The sequence below is a fragment of the Ignisphaera cupida genome (assembly GCF_030186535.1).
In the GTDB taxonomy this organism is placed as follows: domain Archaea; phylum Thermoproteota; class Thermoprotei_A; order Sulfolobales; family Ignisphaeraceae; genus Ignisphaera; species Ignisphaera cupida.
In genome coordinates this window covers 45,638-61,157 of sequence record NZ_JASNVW010000005.1, presented here as the reverse complement: position 1 = coordinate 61,157, position 15,520 = coordinate 45,638, and the positions used below count along the sequence as shown (strand labels likewise).

Sequence of the window (15,520 nt, the reverse complement as noted above, 5' to 3'; positions counted from 1 at the left end):
AAATCTTTTTTTGAGGAAAAGCAAATGAGTAGCGCCATTGTAAAAATTGTTGATGTTCAAAAAAGATTTGGAGATATTGTTGCACTTGATGGCGTTACTCTAGATGTTTTCAGAGGCGAGATTCTTGTTGTTCTTGGGGAGAATGGTTCTGGAAAATCAACATTAGCAAAGATATTGTGTGGTGCTTATGTTCCTGACAAGGGAAAAATAATAGTTGATGGAGAGGAGGCAAAGTTTTCATCACCTTACGATGCGAAGAGAAAAGGAATTGTGATGATAAGTCAAAGACCTCAGTTAATAGATGACTTGAGTATTTTAGAAAACATTGCTTTGTTTCTAGATGAAACACCATCGAAATCTCTTGCAAGAAGAGTTGAAAATGTTTTAAAAGACTTTGGATTCTCCATGGATATCAATAGAAAGGTTTATAGCATTAGCTACACCGAGAAGCAGTTCATAGAATTGGTAAAAGCTTTGATGATAAATCCAAAGCTTTTAATAGTAGATGAGGCTGCAACCTATCTTCCACATGATTTGAAGCAAAGATTTTTTGAAATAATAAAACATCTTGTGTTGAGAAACGAATCTGTTTTGTATATAACACATAAGATTCCAGAAGCGCTAGAGATTGGAGATAGGTTTGTTGTTCTTAGAAAAGGCAGAGTTGTGAATGTGTTTGGCAAAGGTGTTGAAGCTTCGGAGATTCGCCAAGCAATGTTTGGTTTTGAAGAGTATCTAGGCATTATTCCTAAGCAGCTTATGAGAATTGTGAAGAGAGATTCAAAGGTTTTGGTTGTTGACAAAGTAACTGTTTTTGATGATTATGGCAAAGCAGCTGTGAATAGTCTTTCAATAGATGTTGGCTCTGGCGAGATTGTGTCTATTGTTGGAATAGCTGGGAATGGTGAGAGGGAGTTGGGAGAGGCTATAGCTGGTCTTAGAAAGGTTTCGAAAGGCTCTATAAAGATTAATGGATTTGATGTTACAAGGGATTCGCCAAGTGAGAGAGTTAGAAAGGGGCTTATATACATACCTGAGGATCCATTCAGAGAAGGTGTTGCATTAACACTTTCAATTGCTGAGAACATGAGAATGTATGCTAGAGAAAGAATAGGTCATGATACTGTATTGGATGCTATTAAGAAGCTTGGGATTGTTCCTGAGAATCCTGTTACCCAAGTTGCTAAGCTTTCTGGTGGAAATGTGCAAAAGGTTTCTGTAAGCAGATTGCTATTGACAATGCCAAAAATTGTTGTTGCTCATAACCCAACTAGAATGCTTGATGAGAAATCTAGAATACTTGTGTTGGACACTATGCAAAAATTTGCTCAAACTGGTGGAGGTGTTCTTCTAATTACTGAAGATGTTGATGAAGCTATTCAAGTTTCCAATAGAGTAGCTGTTATTGTTAATGGTAGAATAGCTAGGGTTTTCGAGGGTGAGAATCTGGAGATTTATAGAAGTGAGATAGAGAAGGTCATGGTCTATGGCTAAAATAGTTGTTGTTAAAAGGGTTTTGCCAACACATTTAAGCATTTTAGTAAGAGTTTTAACAGCTTTTGCAGGGCTTTTAGTAGCTGTTCTCATAACATCATCTGTTACAGGACTTAGCTTTGTAGAAACACTGAAAACAGCTTTTGAAAGTTTTGCTGATTTAAATGTTCTAAGATACATTTCCGTTTTTCTCCCAACTGCACTTGGTCTCTCAATAGCATTTAACGCTAGGCTTTGGAATCTTGGTGCAGAAGGACAGCTTGTTATCGGAGCTGTTGGAGCAACTTTCATAGCTCTTTACACACCAATTGGAAAAATAGATTTTGCAGCACCAGTAACTGCTCTTCTATTCGCATCTCTCTGCGGTTTGCTGTGGTCTATTCCACCATCTCTTATGAAGCTTTATCTAGGAGTTAATGAAGCTGTTGTAACACTTCTAATGAACTATGTTGCTTACTACTTCACAAATTATCTTGTTAAAGGTCCTTGGAGAGGCAGGGGGGTTTATGGATATCCAACAACAGATCTAATTCCAGATGAATCAAAAATTCCTGTTGTTCCTGGCTACAGCTTCTCATGGTACATAGTGATTATAGCACTTGCATTTGTTGCTATAGCCTATCTTCTTTTATACAAAACAAGATTTGGCATAGCTTTGAGAGCTCTAAGCTCAAGCATATCAGCTGTTGAGCTTTCTGGAATGTCGAGCAAGAAACTTGCCTTGGCAGCATTTACATTTTCAGCTGCTTTAGCTGGTTTTGTTGGAGGTTCTGAAATACTTGTTTACCACAGAAAACTTGTTGAGGGAGATATTGTTGGAAGTGGAATGGGGTTTACATCAATAATGGTTGCTTGGCTTGGTGGTTTAAACCCATTTGGTGTTTTGGCAGCATCATACTATACAGCAGCTCTCTATAGACTAAGCTTCGCTTTGCAAATTGGTAGTGCAGCTATTGGAGATGCTCTTTCAAAAGCTATAGTGGGAACACTCTTTGCTGCTACAATGGTTGCAGAGTTTGTGTCTAGATATAAGATTGTTGTTAGGTGAGAAAATGCTTAGTGAAATAATATCTGCACTTTCTAACTCATTTGTAGTGGCATTGCTTCTCTGGGTTTTGGGAGACATAGTTGTTGAGAGAAGTGGTGTTATAAACCTTGCAATAGACGGTATAATAACATGCTCAATAGCAATAGCATTTGTCTCTACACAGAACATAGGCTACTTACCAGGCTTTGTAATATCATTGCTATCAACAATAGCACTATCAATAATCTTCATAGTGTTTATCAACATACTTCACGCACCCCATGTTCTAACAGGGCTATCTCTAAACATAGTTTTCTATGGCATTGGAGCACTAATAGGGCTTAGATACATGAAAAGCAGGTCCATAATACCGCTAATGATAGGAAAGCCAATGCTTATTCTAATAGGTGTTGCATCAACTGCTGCAACATGGCTTCTTCTACACAAAACAAGATTCGGCATTGCCCTAAGGGCATGCGGCTTTAACCCAAGAGCAGCTGAAATGGCTGGTGTTAGAGTGTGGAGAACAAGGTTCTTGGGAACAGTAATTGGATACACAATAATCTCAATAGGCTCATACATATATACAGCTATTTACAGAAGTGGATGGTCTCAATACACTGGAATGGGTTATGGCTTTCTAGCAATAACCCTTGCCATGGCATCTTCATGGCATCCACTAATAGCATACCCAGTTGCCATAGTATTTGGATATCTATACACATCCCTATACGCATTGCAGCTACTCTACGGAGTACCACCAGATGTTATAAGCGCATTACCGTTTATAGCATCACTAGCAATAGTTGTCATAGTCTATGCAACACCACTAAGCAAAAAACTTGTTGTGCCAAAAGCCCTTGGAGAAATATACTTTAGAGAGGAAAGAGCGGCATAACCATTGTTTTGAATTCTCAAATTCTTAACTATGGTTAAGACCTTCACAAAAATATTAACAAATTTGTCAATGCATTGTTTTCTTGTTTCAAATCCTTTGGAAAACATTTAACTTAGTAGCAATAGATCATCAGTAGCTGTAAATCAATGCACTTCTGCTTCTAGCAAAGTTTATTACTTCATCACCTATGTATACATCAGCCATTATCGATGTAACCGACTTGCCAAATTTCCTACCAACAATTTCAGTCTTGTTTATCAAATCTTTAACATCCTCAACACTTGGTTTAATCTTTATCTCTGCAACATATACACTCCTATTAGTTTCAATAACAAGATCTATTTCTTCACCATCTATAGCAAGATTTCTGTATCTATTCAATATCTCCTCACCTCTAAACCTGATCTCCTCTCCAAGATCCTCTAACACATATCTAGACAGTGTTGCCTTTGTTAAAACAACTAGCTCAAGTTCAATTCTGGAGAATCTCTTGTTTGCCTCCATCCACCTCTTCTCCTCCAATTCAACAAATCTATTAAAATCCTCTCTTAACCTCTTTAACTCATTCTCAATAGCTTCAAATCTTTTGTAAGCCTCTTCCCATCATCTATTGTTCTCCTCCCAGCGCTTATTATTTTCCTCCCATCGTCTATTATTTTCTTCCCATCTCTTCTCTTGCTCCTTCATGAACATGTGAAAATCTTTCTTTAAGCTTGATTAATTCCTGCTCATTTCTATCAAGTCTCTTAAGAATTTCGTCAAGACCTAGCAAACATGCTACAGCATAATGAAACTCTTCATCTTCTTTAAAAGCTTTAGAAACTCTTGTTAAGAGTACTTATAGCTTGCTCACCACTATTCCAAAAAATCTTTGATAAGTTAAAATATTTTGTTAGTTGCAAATCTAGCTCTATTTTAATGGTGTTTAAAATGCCTATGATAATTAATGACAAGATTGTAAATATAGCAAATATCTTGCCTAATGTGATTAACAGTGCTCATAGAATGAATGTTTTTGATTCAAGGCTTTATCCAGAATCTAACGAGCCTTTAGACAATGTTTTGATGTATTTTCTGGTTATGGTCTCTATGGATCATAGGCTTAGCAGACCTGGGAAGCCATATGAGGCTGTTGTTGGTGGTGAAAGAGTTAGGGGTGCTGATCTTCTTTACAGACTTGGGATGGAGATGTTTAGAAGCAATCCAGATTTCTTTACACCTAATCGCATGGCTAGAATCAGTGAGGAGGAAGTTGAGAAGTGGTTATCTATAGGAAATGCAAAACCTGTTGACATAAAGCTTAGAACCCATCTTCTCAACGACCTTGGCAAAAAGATTATTGCGCTATACAACAGTAGTCCAAGAAACATTGTTTTGCTGTCAAATGGTTATCTCAGATTACTTAATGGCTATGGTTTTCTGGATTTGGTGAAGGTGTTTAAGGCCTATCAGGATCCTGTTGAGAAAAAGGCTTTTCTTCTTGTTAAGTTCCTTGTCTACAGAGGCTTGTTTAATCCAATCGATAAAGAGAATTTGCATGTGGCTGTAGATAATCACTTAACAAGAATTGCTTTAAGACTTGGCATTGTCGAGCTTGAGAACAATCTCCTTAGAAAAGTTGTTGATGAAGTTGCTATTACGCATGATGAGGATATTCTTATTCGCATAGCCGTTAGGGAAGCATACAAGCAGTTGTCAAGGCTTAGCAATGTTGATGTTCTTTTGCTAGATGATTTCATGTGGGTTTTTGGAAGAGGTATTTGCACAGCTGAAAATCCAAAATGCTCTGCATGCCCATTTAAAGATTTTTGCAAATCATTTAAAAATAGCTTGTTTTTCAAAGAGCCTATATACTACGACACATGGTATTATTAAACCCCTTAATACCTGTACTCAAGACCATATCTAGCAATTCTCTTATCGCATAAAAAACCAATCCAGTATCCAAGCAGGGTAAACAAAGCTATTGCTATGGGGATTGAAACAACTAGCGCATTTGATGAAACCGTGTTTGTGTTGTACCCTATTCTCAGAATCTCTGCAACATATGTGGATGGGTTTAAGAGTATTAGCCAACCACTTGGAATTGTCTTTGGCGGTACAATAGTTCCAAATGCAACTATCATTTGAATTATGTTTATCCATGCCCCACTCACAGAGGTTGACGCCATTAAATAACCTATTAAAGATCCCATCAAAAGATACATTGGTATTGCAACAACAATGGCTAGAAGCAAATATTGAGGGTTTGCTGGAAGAGCATTGAAAAAGCTTAGCCCGGTATAAGACGCGATTATATATGTTGATGCAAAGTATGTTGCAATTCCAAAGAATATTGAGTCAACAATTGAGTAGCTAATCAAATAATGAAACACTGTCAACCCATTCTCTCTATACAAATCTGTTAAGCCATGGTAAACATTCCACCTCAAAAACTCTGTAGCTGTCCACATAGCTGCGCTTGCAACTGTTAATGCATATACCCCTGGTAGAAACATGGACATAGCCATTTTAGGATCCTCGCTAAAAACAGTTGCTGGAACAAATATTATTGTGAACCACAATATCGTGTTAATGATTGCTGCTACATATGCTGTTATATGCATTTTCGACAAGACAAAGCCTACATATATCACATGCAGTGTTTTCTTTAGATTCAACCTTTTCTCACCCTAGCATCAGCATTCTTCGACAAGATACCAGAAACAGCTAGATACAATGATGTTAGAAATGTTATGAACACAAGAAAAAGTGTTATCTCGCTTGGAAAACCCCTTAAAGATATCAAATAAACTATTTCACATGACCTTGGAACAGGAGTTGAATATGCGAAAAATCTTAGAATAGCAGGCACAAGATTTACTGGGATGTAAACCCCGGTTCCAGCAAGTATTGCAGGTGCCAAGGTGTTTGCTATGGTCCAGGGTCTCGAGATTTTTGTGTGAAATGTTAAGGGAATTGCAACAATGGTTGAGTAAAATCCTAGTGCAATAGATGTTGCTATAAACACTAGCTCAAGTAATGCAAATGTTACTAAGCCGCTGAAGCCATTGAGGTAGAGAAGTAGTGGAGCCAGAAACAATGTTGCTAGTGGAGTCATTATAGCTGGTCTAATAATGGCATTTGCAATTGTGTATTTGACTAGCCCAGTTGTTTCAAGAATCATCCACCCAACTTCCATGAATCTGAATTCTGCAAACATTGTTTGAATAACATCGTTAATAACAATAGCAACAACATTGACTATACCTGTTAGCGCAAGTGCGAGGCTATAAGCTGTTTTCAAATCCATTTGATAGTTAAACAAATTGCTCATTCTACTAAGAACAGTGTTTACACCTGATATTGATGCTGGCAAGAATATTACTCCAACTGACAAAGCTAGTGGGAATATCCATGAAATTACATAATCTGCGAAGAATCTTCTAAACCATGCAACTTCTCTATATGTTAAAGCATTCAAAACTCTAAGAACCATGTTCTCCACCAACAACAGCAATGTATGCATCCTCAAGTGTTGGCTCCTCAATAACAAGATCAATTATTTTAACATCAAAAGATTTATGTATTTGCATAATTCCTTGTATAACCTCTTCCCTACTGGCTTTAGTATAGAAAACTATTCTTGTGCTATCAGCATTAAACTCCATGGAAATTTTCTCAACAGGTATCAAGTTCTTCACATATTCAGCAACATTGCTATTAACATCACCAATTCTCATGGAAACTCTTAGCATGAGACCTAGTCTTGTTTTGAGATCTGCTGGTGCTCCAGATGCTATAACCAAACCCTTGTTTATTATGGTTATGGAGGATGCTATTTGCTCAATTTCATACATGTTATGCCCTGTTACAAGAATTGTTCTACCTTCCTTAGCCAAGTCCATCACAAGTTTTCTCACAGTCTTTGCGCTTTCAACATCTAGTCCAAGTGTGGGTTCATCAAGTAGCAAAACAGGTGGGTTTGTTAAAAGAGCTTTTGCTATTGATAGCCTAGCCCTCATACCAAGACTATATGTGTAATATGGTCTGTTGTGAGCATTCATTTCGTAGAGACCAACAAGCTCCAAAACCTCTCTAACCCTCTTCCTAGCTTCACCATATGAATACCCCTTTAGAAGAGCATAGAAAACAAGATTCTCATAGCCACTAAGAGATGTGTAAAAACCTTTGGAAACATCCAAAACAACACCAATAACACTTCTAACCTTCTCAGCCTCTTTAACAACGTCATAACCATTAACATAGGCTTTTCCATCATCGGGTAGAAGAAGCGTAGCCAATATCTTTATAAGTGTTGTTTTCCCAGCTCCATTTGGGCCAAGAAGAGCATGAATCTCACCTCTTCTAACAGCTAGGGAAACACCCTTCAAAGCCTCAACAACACGCTTCTTTCTAAAACCCTCTCTACTAACATAGCTTTTCCTAATGTTCTCCACAATAACTCCACTCATACAAAACAACCACTAGCATTATCAAATATTTTGCTAAGTTTAGTGGCTAGACTAGTAGTTGAGTACACAAACCTTTATAATGCTTTCTAAACCAAGGTTTTTGTGTATAGCACTTTTGCGGTTTTTGATCATGTCTATGCTGAGATTTGATTTAGAACCTCTTAAAACATTGTTTCCAGAGGGAATTCCAAGAAACTCGTTTATTGTTGTAGCTGGTGAGGGTGGTTCTGGGAAGAGCATACTTTTATCTGTTTTTGCTAAAAGCATTCTTCAGCTGGGAGAGCCTGTGCTCTATCTTGCTCTAGATGATGATCCAAAAACAGTTGTGCAGCAGCTCAAGAGTCTTGGAGTTGATGTTCTGGAGTATGTTAAGCAGAAGCTTTTCTTTATTGTTGATGGCTACAGCTTTAGAATTAGAGGTTCTGAGTCAAGGCTATCAGTATCTGTAATAAGCAAGGTGAATCCTCAAAACATTGAACAGGTTTTCGAATCTCTTCTAGCTATTGTAACTGATTTGGGTATTGAGGATAGAGGGCTTATAGCAATAGATTCTCTAAACGAGTTTCTATCCTATTACAGTGGTGATATGCAGAGCTTGGTTGAGTACATAAAGAATGTTAGAGCCAATTTCTCAAAAGCAAGAAATGTTTTAACAATTGCAACACTGCATACATCAACAGCTTTGGCAAAAGAGCTTCTATCAAGTATAGAACACTGTGTGGATGGCATAATACTTACCGAAAGAATTCAGCAAGAACCTTCCAGTAGTTCAAATGTTGTGTGGAGGGTAATGGTGAAAAGAATGAAGGGTGTGAAACACAATTTGAATTGGGTTAGCTACAGCATATAACCATAAAATCCATGTCTCTGAATATGCAACAATGTTTCTGCTTTTTATACTCTTTCATTATTTAACGCTTTTATTATTAAAGAACCGGGTTTTTAAACAGCTTTAAACTGAAAACACGGTGATTAATTTGCCTAGAAAAGTTGTTGTTATTGGGGCTGGTGGTAGAGATTTTCACAACTTTATCACTGTTTTAAGGAAGGACTCAAGTGTAGAGGTTGTTGCTTTTCTATTTACGCAAATACCAGGAGCTGAGATTAGAAGAGTTTCAAGAGAGGTTGCAGGTGATAGATACCCTGCTGGAATACCGATATACCCATTGGAGATGCTGCCAAACATTGTTAAGTTTTATGGTGTTGATGAGGCAATTCTTAGTTTTAGTGATTTAACCTATGATGAGCTTGGCAATGTGATTTCCCATGTGCTTTCAACTGGCTGTAGCTTTAGAATTCTTGGTTTGAAGGAAACAATGCTAGATTCTACAAAGCCTGTTATAGCAGTTACAGCAACTAAGACTGGTGCTGGTAAATCCACTGTTTCAAAAGCTATTGTTGAAGAGCTTAGGAAAAGGGGTTTGAGGGTTTCTGTTGTTAGACACCCAATGATCTACAGAGACTCAACTCCACTTGTTCAAGTGTTTAAGGATTTGAATGATTTAAATGCTTCGAGTTTAACAATTGAGGAAAGAGAGGAGGTAGAGCCACATCTAAAAATTGGTGCACCAGTTTTACTAGGTGTTGACTATACGAAAATTCTTGTCGAAGCTGAGAAACTTGGCGATGTGATACTGTGGGATGGTGGAAACAATGACTGGCCTTTCTACAGACCATGGTACTGGGTAGCAGTAACAGATGCAACTAGACCCGGGATTGAGGTTGGGGCGTTTCCAGGTGAGGTAAACATTAGGTTGGCAGACGCCATTATATTGACTAAGGTTGGTGAGGCAAGTAAGGAAAACATTGATAGAATAGTGAAGAACATTAGAAAGATTAATAGCAATGCTCACATAGTTAAAGCTGATTTTGTTGTTAATGTTGATAAACCAGATATGGTTTCAGGTAAAAAGGTTATTGTTGTTGAGGATGCTCCAACAGTTACACATGGTGGAGCAGCATATGGAGCAGGATATGTAGCAGCAAAGAGGTTTGGTGCTGAAGTTGTTGATCCAAGAAAATATGCTGTTGGATATTTGAGGAAAGTATATGAGCAATACCCAGGCATGGGACCTGTAATACCAAGCATGGGCTATTCACTACAGCAGCTAAGAGACTTGGAGCAAACAATAAATAGTATTGATGCTGATGCTGTAATCATTGCCACTCCCACAGATCTGGAAAAAGTTATAAAGATAAACAAGCCTGTTGTGAAAGTGTTTTGGCAACTAAAAATTGTTGAAGGTCCATCAATTGAGGATTTGGTAAATGAGTTCCTATCTAGGTCATCACCTAAAAGCATTTAGCAATACAATTTATTTACTTATCAAAATGTTGATGTAAAGCAAAACTGGGTTTTTGATGTTATGGAAATTTGCGAATGAACATTAACCATCAATGTAACTTCTATTGTTTAATCTTGTCAATATAAAAATCATTTGCTAAGCTGAGTTTACATATTATACTCATTTTAAGTCTTATATACCATTAAGGTTTATATACCATATCAAACTTTAGTTTTTTTGGTGTGAAGCGGTGTCTGGTTTCAGAGAAGATTTGTGTTTTAGCTTGAGACAAAGCATTATCGATGGCGATATTGAGAACTCGTTGAAATATGCAAATGAGTGTATCAAAGCTTCTATGAATCCTCTCGAGGTTCTCAATAAATGTGTTGTTGCTGGCGTTCTTGAGCTTGGCGATAGGTGGATTAGAGGAGAAGCTTTTATAGCTGATCTTGTTGCAGCTGCTGAGGCTGCAAAGGTTGTTATACCTATTCTCAAGAATGAAATTGTTAAGAGAGGTGGGAAGCTAGAGTATGTTGGTAGAGCTGTTATAGGTACTGTTGAAGGCGATATTCACGACATTGGAAAAACAATTGTTGCAACTATTTGGGAGGTTAATGGTATTGAGGTTATTGATCTTGGTGTTGATGTACCTCCGCAAAAATTTGTCGAGGCTGTTAAGCAGTACAACCCGGATATTGTTGGTATGAGTGCTTTGCTAACAACAACTATGGTGAAGCAAAAAGAAACTATAGAAGCTCTTAAGGCTGCTGGTCTTAGAGGCAAGGTCAAGGTTATTGTTGGTGGAGCTCCAACATCAGCTGAGTGGGCTAGGGAGATAGGAGCTGATGGGTGGGCACCTGACGCTATTTCATCTATTGATGTTGTTATGAAGTGGCTTAGAGAAAAGAGGAGTGCAGTGGGTGAGACACATGGCTAGACCAAGACTAGAGGTTTTGAGTAGAGAAGAAGTTGAGAAAATACATGTAGCATCTCTTAATGTTCTTAGCAGAGTAGGTGTTAGGATTGATCATGAGAATGCTCTTAAGCTTTTAAATAGTGTTGGTGCTGAGGTTGATTTCAACAAGAGAATTGCTAAAATACCAGAAAACCTTGTTAGAGAAGCCATAGCAAAAGCTCCAAAAGTTGTTAAGCTTTGTAGTAGAGATGGTAAGCTGTGTTATGAGTTGAGTGAGGGTAGAAACACGTATTTTGATGTTGGTTCAGCAGCTTATTACTACATTGATTGGAGAACAGATGAGGTTAGAAGGCCTTTATCAAAAGACTTAGCTGATGTTGCGAAGGTAACGGATTATCTTTCAAACACACATATTATGTCAACTGCTCTTGTTCCTGCTGATGTGCCAGATGTTATTGCTGATAGGTGGAGAATGTATGTTGTGGCAAAGTACACTACAAAACCTATAGATACTGGTGCTTTTACTGTTGAGGGAATACCTGATGCTGCAAAAATCATGGCTTCTGTGATTGGCGAGGAGAATGTTTCTAAAAGACCATTCATGTTCTTTGCAGTATGCCCTTCACCACCACTGAAATGGAGTTATTTAACAATGCAAAACCTTATTGATTGTGCAAAACTTGGGCTTCCAGCACACATTATACCAATGCCTCAAACAGGTGGAACAGCACCAGCAACAATAGCTGGTTCTGTTGTTCAAGCGAATGCAGAGTTTCTATCAGGGCTTGTGGTAGCCCAGTTTGTTAACCCAGGTGCGCCGATAATCTACAGTGGTTCTCCAACTGTATTTGAGCAGAGGTTTGCAACATCTTGCACGGGTAGCATAGAGGTTCAGTTGATTAGCTCAGCTATTTCCCAGATGGCAAAGTTCTATGGGTTTCCAAGTGCTAGCTACACAATTGTTAGTGATAGCAAAGTGTTTGATGAGCAAGCATCTCTAGAATCAGCAATTGGCGCAATAATATCTGTTTTAGCTGGTCTGGACATTGCAATAGGTTCTGGAATGCTTTACGAAGAAAATGCTATAAGCTTGCTTAAGCTTGTTGTAGACGATGATGTTGCTGGCATGGCTTTGAGGTTTGGCAGAGGTATAGATGTTGATGTTGATACATTGGCTGAGAAAGTTTTTGAGGAAGTGGGGCCGGGGGGCCTATTTCTAAAACACAAACACACCAGGGTGTGGTGGAGAAAAGAACACTTCATGCCAAGGCTACTGGATAAGAGATCTGCTGATATGTGGAGAAAGATGGGTGGAAAGAGTCTTAAGGTAGTTGCTAAAGAGTATGTTGAGGAGATTTTGAAGAAGCATCAGCCAGAGCCTTTGCCGCAAGATGTTGAGAAGGAGCTTCGCAAAACAGTAACTGAAATAGCTAAGAGATATGGAATTGAAAAACTTCCTGAGGTTTGAAGCCATGGGCTCTTCCGAGTTGAGAAAGGAGCTTGGGCTTGCTCTTCTTACTGCTATAGGTATTGGCGGTGTTATCGGATCTGGAGTATTCACAATGCCAGGTCTTGTAGCATCTGTTTCAGGCCCACTAGCAATTTTTGCAGTTCTTATCATGGGTTTCATAACAGCTCTGTTTCTATATGTTATAGGGAAGCTGGGAGAGATTTATCCAAGAGCTGGAGCAATATACTACTTCGCTAGAGAGGCTCTAGGGGATTTAGCAGGTTTCATAACAGGTCTAAGCTTCTATGCATGTAGCTTCATAGGAACTGCTCCAATAATCTATGGATTCATTCTATATCTGTCATATTTTGTACCTGGCTTGGTCATTGGATTAACACTAACATCTCTTGGCATAGCACTTGCTATAGCAATTCTAGCAATTGTTACATTGATTAACATTATAGGTGTTAGATATGGTGCTGGTCTAAACTTTGTGCTTACTGTTGGCAAAATAATACCTTTGCTAATATTTGTAGCAATGGGTTTAGCTAATTTGAGTCCAGGTAATTTCCAGCCCATAGCCCCATATGGTATTGGAAGTATTGGATTGGCGATAGCATTTGGCTTTTGGATGTTTGTAGGATTTGAGGGTCTTGTTCTTGTTGGTGAAGAGGTTAAGGAGCCTAGGAAAATAATTATGAAAGCTGCTATGCTAACCGTGGTTATAGTTTCCATAGTGTATCTACTTGTAATGTCTTCATTTATTGGAGCTGTGAAATGGAGTGCTCTCGGCATAGCTGAAAAAGATTGGAGTTCGCTAGCAAATCTCTCATCACCATTAGCAGATGTTTCAAAAGCTTTGGGAATAGCTTTTCTACCGGAAATAGTTATTGCTGGTGCCGTTATTTCAACTGCTGGATGTTTCAGTGACTGGGTTTTGCTTCAAGCACGAGTTGCTTTTGCTCTTGCTCGTGAGAATAGGCTTTGGAAACCACTATCACGTGTATCTCCAAAGTTTGGAACACCAGTCAATGCATTGATATTCTCATCAGCATTAACAGCAATTATGATGATTCTAATCCCAAGTTTTCCAAACATAGTATTGGTAACAATGATAGCTGAGTTCATACCATATGCAATCTCATCACTATCATACTCAGTTAAAAATAGTGGAGGTGTTTCAATATTGCTTGGATTTCTAGGATTCTTCCTAGGATCTCTATACATATACTGGGCTTGCTGGCCATGGACATTAACAGGTAGTGTAGTAGCTATAGCGAGTCTCATACTGTATCCACTCTTTGTCAAAAACATTAAGGTTATAGCATCGGAGCTTAGGAAAAACACATGGTACATCACATACCTAGTTGGATTGCCAGTAATATCACTGCTCGGAGACTCAACATTTGTATACAACAACTTCTTACCGATTTCACCATTGAATGTATTTAGAATGCCTCTAGACGTTGCTGCCGTGTTGCTGTTTTCAATAGCCATATACACCTGGGCTTTGAAAACAAATAAAGTGGAGATATATGAGCAAAAGTGTGGAAGATTACATAGAGAGCGATGAGCGTTTCTTTCCCAAGTCTTTTTCATGGAAACAACTACCCTTGATAGCTTCAAAAGCTTATGGATCAATAATTGAGGATGCTTATGGCAGAAAATACATAGATTTTTCTACAACACTTGCCAATATTATTGGGCATAGCCATCCAGAAGTTGTGGATGCATTGAAGAAGCAGCTAGAGATTCTAACTAGCTTCCCCACATGCTATTTCTACGCCGAAGCACCTTCAAAACTTGCTCAAAAACTAGTGAATATTACACCTGGTAGCTACAAGAAGAAAATTGTTTTTGGTTTTTCTGGTTCAGATGCCGTGGACATGGCTTTAACATCCTCAATATTCTACACAAAGAAAAAGTTTATTCTATCTTTCCAAGGCTCCTACCATGGAACAACATATCTATCTTTATCGACATCAGAAATAATGGCTCAAAACGATACCAGTAAAAACCTGTTATATAAAAACATTGTGTTTGTGCCTTATCCAAACCCTTATAGAAATCCGTGGAACATCAATGGATATGAGAAACCAGATGAACTTACAAATACTATTTTAAGAGAGATTGAAAAAACTTTGAAGAGTTTAAACAACGATTTTGTTGGTGTTGTTGTAGAGCCTATTCAAGGTGATGGAGGAATCATTGTTCCACCCAAAGACTTTCTAAAAGAGTTATATAAAATAGTGAAGTCGTTTAATGGTATTTTCATAGCTGATGAAATTCAGACAGGCATGGGTAGAACAGGTAGGTGGTGGGGTGTAGAACACTTCTCAGTTGAACCAGATTTAATGGTGATTGGTAAAGCACTTGGAGGTTGCATGCCTCTTTCAGCTGTTATTGGAAAAAGCGAGGTTCTTGAGGCACCACCTGCCTTAGGTTTTTATCTATCTGGACATCCCTTATCATGTATTTCAGCACTTAAAACCATAGAAATTATTGAAAGAGAAAATCTTGTGAATAGAGCTATGGTTTTGGGGGATTACATACTTAGAAGACTAAGTAAATTGAGTGAAAAATTTAATATTATTGGTGATGTGAGGGGAAAAGGGCTTTTGATAGGAATGGAGATAGTTAAGGATGATGCAAGTAAAGCACCTGATAGAAAAAATGCTTTAAAAATATGCTGGGCTGCTTGGAGAAGAGGTGTTGTGGCTATGACTGTTGGCAAACACAGTAACGTTATTAGGATAACTCCTGCATTGAATGTTCCAATGGATTTGATGGAAAGAGCTTTAGAAGTTATTGAAGAATCTGTAAAGGATGTTGTAAATGGTAAAGTGACAAACGATGTACTGAGTTTTATGAAGGGTTGGAATCCAAGATTACAAGATTAGTCTTTTTCACTGATCAACTGATAGGTAAAAGCTCTTTGGTAAATAGTAATTATGTTTATTGATAGTCTTTGGTGATGCATTAAATTTTTTAGCATA

The 15,520-nt window shown here is 38.1% G+C and carries 14 protein-coding genes; 10 read left to right on the top strand and 4 right to left on the bottom strand.

Annotated features, from left to right (window positions below; all coding sequences use genetic code 11):
• Positions 1-24: 24 nt before the first annotated feature.
• The 3 genes from QPL79_RS07655 to QPL79_RS07645 are packed head-to-tail and all read left to right on the top strand — an operon-like array spanning position 25 to position 3,419.
• Positions 25-1,494: an ATP-binding cassette domain-containing protein gene (locus tag QPL79_RS07655; RefSeq protein WP_285274221.1), complete on the top strand. Its 1,470-nt coding sequence runs from the start codon at positions 25-27 to the stop codon at positions 1,492-1,494.
• Positions 1,487-2,542, top strand: a complete 1,056-nt coding sequence (locus tag QPL79_RS07650; protein WP_285274220.1) for an ABC transporter permease — start codon at positions 1,487-1,489, stop codon at positions 2,540-2,542. The genes QPL79_RS07655 and QPL79_RS07650 overlap by 8 nt, the downstream gene beginning before the upstream one ends.
• 4 nt (positions 2,543-2,546) lie before the next feature.
• Positions 2,547-3,419: an ABC transporter permease subunit gene (locus QPL79_RS07645; protein ID WP_285274219.1), complete on the top strand. Its 873-nt coding sequence runs from the start codon at positions 2,547-2,549 to the stop codon at positions 3,417-3,419.
• A 129-nt stretch (positions 3,420-3,548) separates the two neighbouring features.
• Here the strand turns inward: QPL79_RS07645 and QPL79_RS07640 are convergent, their stop codons facing one another.
• Positions 3,549-3,923, bottom strand: a complete 375-nt coding sequence (locus tag QPL79_RS07640) for a hypothetical protein (protein WP_285274218.1) — start codon at positions 3,921-3,923, stop codon at positions 3,549-3,551.
• 426 nt (positions 3,924-4,349) lie between these two features.
• On the opposite strand from QPL79_RS07640, the gene QPL79_RS07635 reads away from it, so the two are divergent.
• On the top strand, positions 4,350-5,294 hold the full coding sequence (locus QPL79_RS07635) for an iron-sulfur cluster loop (RefSeq protein WP_285274217.1): 945 nt from the start codon (positions 4,350-4,352) through the stop codon (positions 5,292-5,294).
• A gap of 5 nt (positions 5,295-5,299) precedes the next feature.
• Here the strand turns inward: QPL79_RS07635 and QPL79_RS07630 are convergent, their stop codons facing one another.
• Genes QPL79_RS07630 through QPL79_RS07620 form a run of 3 tightly spaced genes read right to left on the bottom strand, consistent with a single transcriptional unit; the run spans position 5,300 to position 7,873 of the window.
• A complete protein-coding gene (locus QPL79_RS07630) occupies positions 5,300-6,079 on the bottom strand; it encodes a hypothetical protein (RefSeq protein ID WP_285274216.1) in 780 nt (259 codons plus the stop codon).
• Positions 6,076-6,897 carry a hypothetical protein gene (locus QPL79_RS07625; protein WP_285274215.1) on the bottom strand — a complete coding sequence of 274 codons (822 nt, stop codon included), beginning with the start codon at positions 6,895-6,897 and terminating at the stop codon, positions 6,076-6,078. Before QPL79_RS07625 ends, QPL79_RS07630 begins: the two co-directional genes overlap by 4 nt.
• A complete protein-coding gene (locus QPL79_RS07620; RefSeq protein ID WP_285274214.1) occupies positions 6,887-7,873 on the bottom strand; it encodes an ABC transporter ATP-binding protein in 987 nt (328 codons plus the stop codon). The genes QPL79_RS07625 and QPL79_RS07620 overlap by 11 nt, the downstream gene beginning before the upstream one ends.
• 130 nt (positions 7,874-8,003) lie before the next feature.
• Here QPL79_RS07620 and QPL79_RS07615 point away from each other — a divergent pair, with 130 nt between their 5' ends.
• The 6 genes from QPL79_RS07615 to QPL79_RS07590 all read left to right on the top strand — a co-directional run bounded on the left by QPL79_RS07615 (position 8,004) and on the right by QPL79_RS07590 (position 15,424).
• Positions 8,004-8,723, top strand: coding sequence for an RAD55 family ATPase (locus QPL79_RS07615; protein WP_285274213.1), 720 nt, complete (start codon positions 8,004-8,006; stop codon positions 8,721-8,723).
• A 118-nt stretch (positions 8,724-8,841) separates the two neighbouring features.
• On the top strand, positions 8,842-10,179 hold the full coding sequence (locus QPL79_RS07610; protein WP_350309100.1) for a cyclic 2,3-diphosphoglycerate synthase: 1,338 nt from the start codon (positions 8,842-8,844) through the stop codon (positions 10,177-10,179).
• Positions 10,180-10,408: 229 nt separating this feature from the next.
• Positions 10,409-11,095, top strand: coding sequence for a cobalamin B12-binding domain-containing protein (locus QPL79_RS07605; protein ID WP_285274211.1), 687 nt, complete (start codon positions 10,409-10,411; stop codon positions 11,093-11,095).
• On the top strand, positions 11,088-12,542 hold the full coding sequence (locus QPL79_RS07600) for a trimethylamine methyltransferase family protein (protein WP_285274210.1): 1,455 nt from the start codon (positions 11,088-11,090) through the stop codon (positions 12,540-12,542). Before QPL79_RS07605 ends, QPL79_RS07600 begins: the two co-directional genes overlap by 8 nt.
• Positions 12,543-12,546: 4 nt before the next feature.
• Positions 12,547-14,097: an APC family permease gene (locus QPL79_RS07595; protein WP_285274209.1), complete on the top strand. Its 1,551-nt coding sequence runs from the start codon at positions 12,547-12,549 to the stop codon at positions 14,095-14,097.
• Positions 14,060-15,424 (top strand): aspartate aminotransferase family protein, encoded by a 1,365-nt coding sequence (locus QPL79_RS07590; protein WP_285274208.1) that lies wholly within the window; start codon positions 14,060-14,062, stop codon positions 15,422-15,424. The genes QPL79_RS07595 and QPL79_RS07590 overlap by 38 nt, the downstream gene beginning before the upstream one ends.
• Positions 15,425-15,520: the final 96 nt, after the last annotated feature.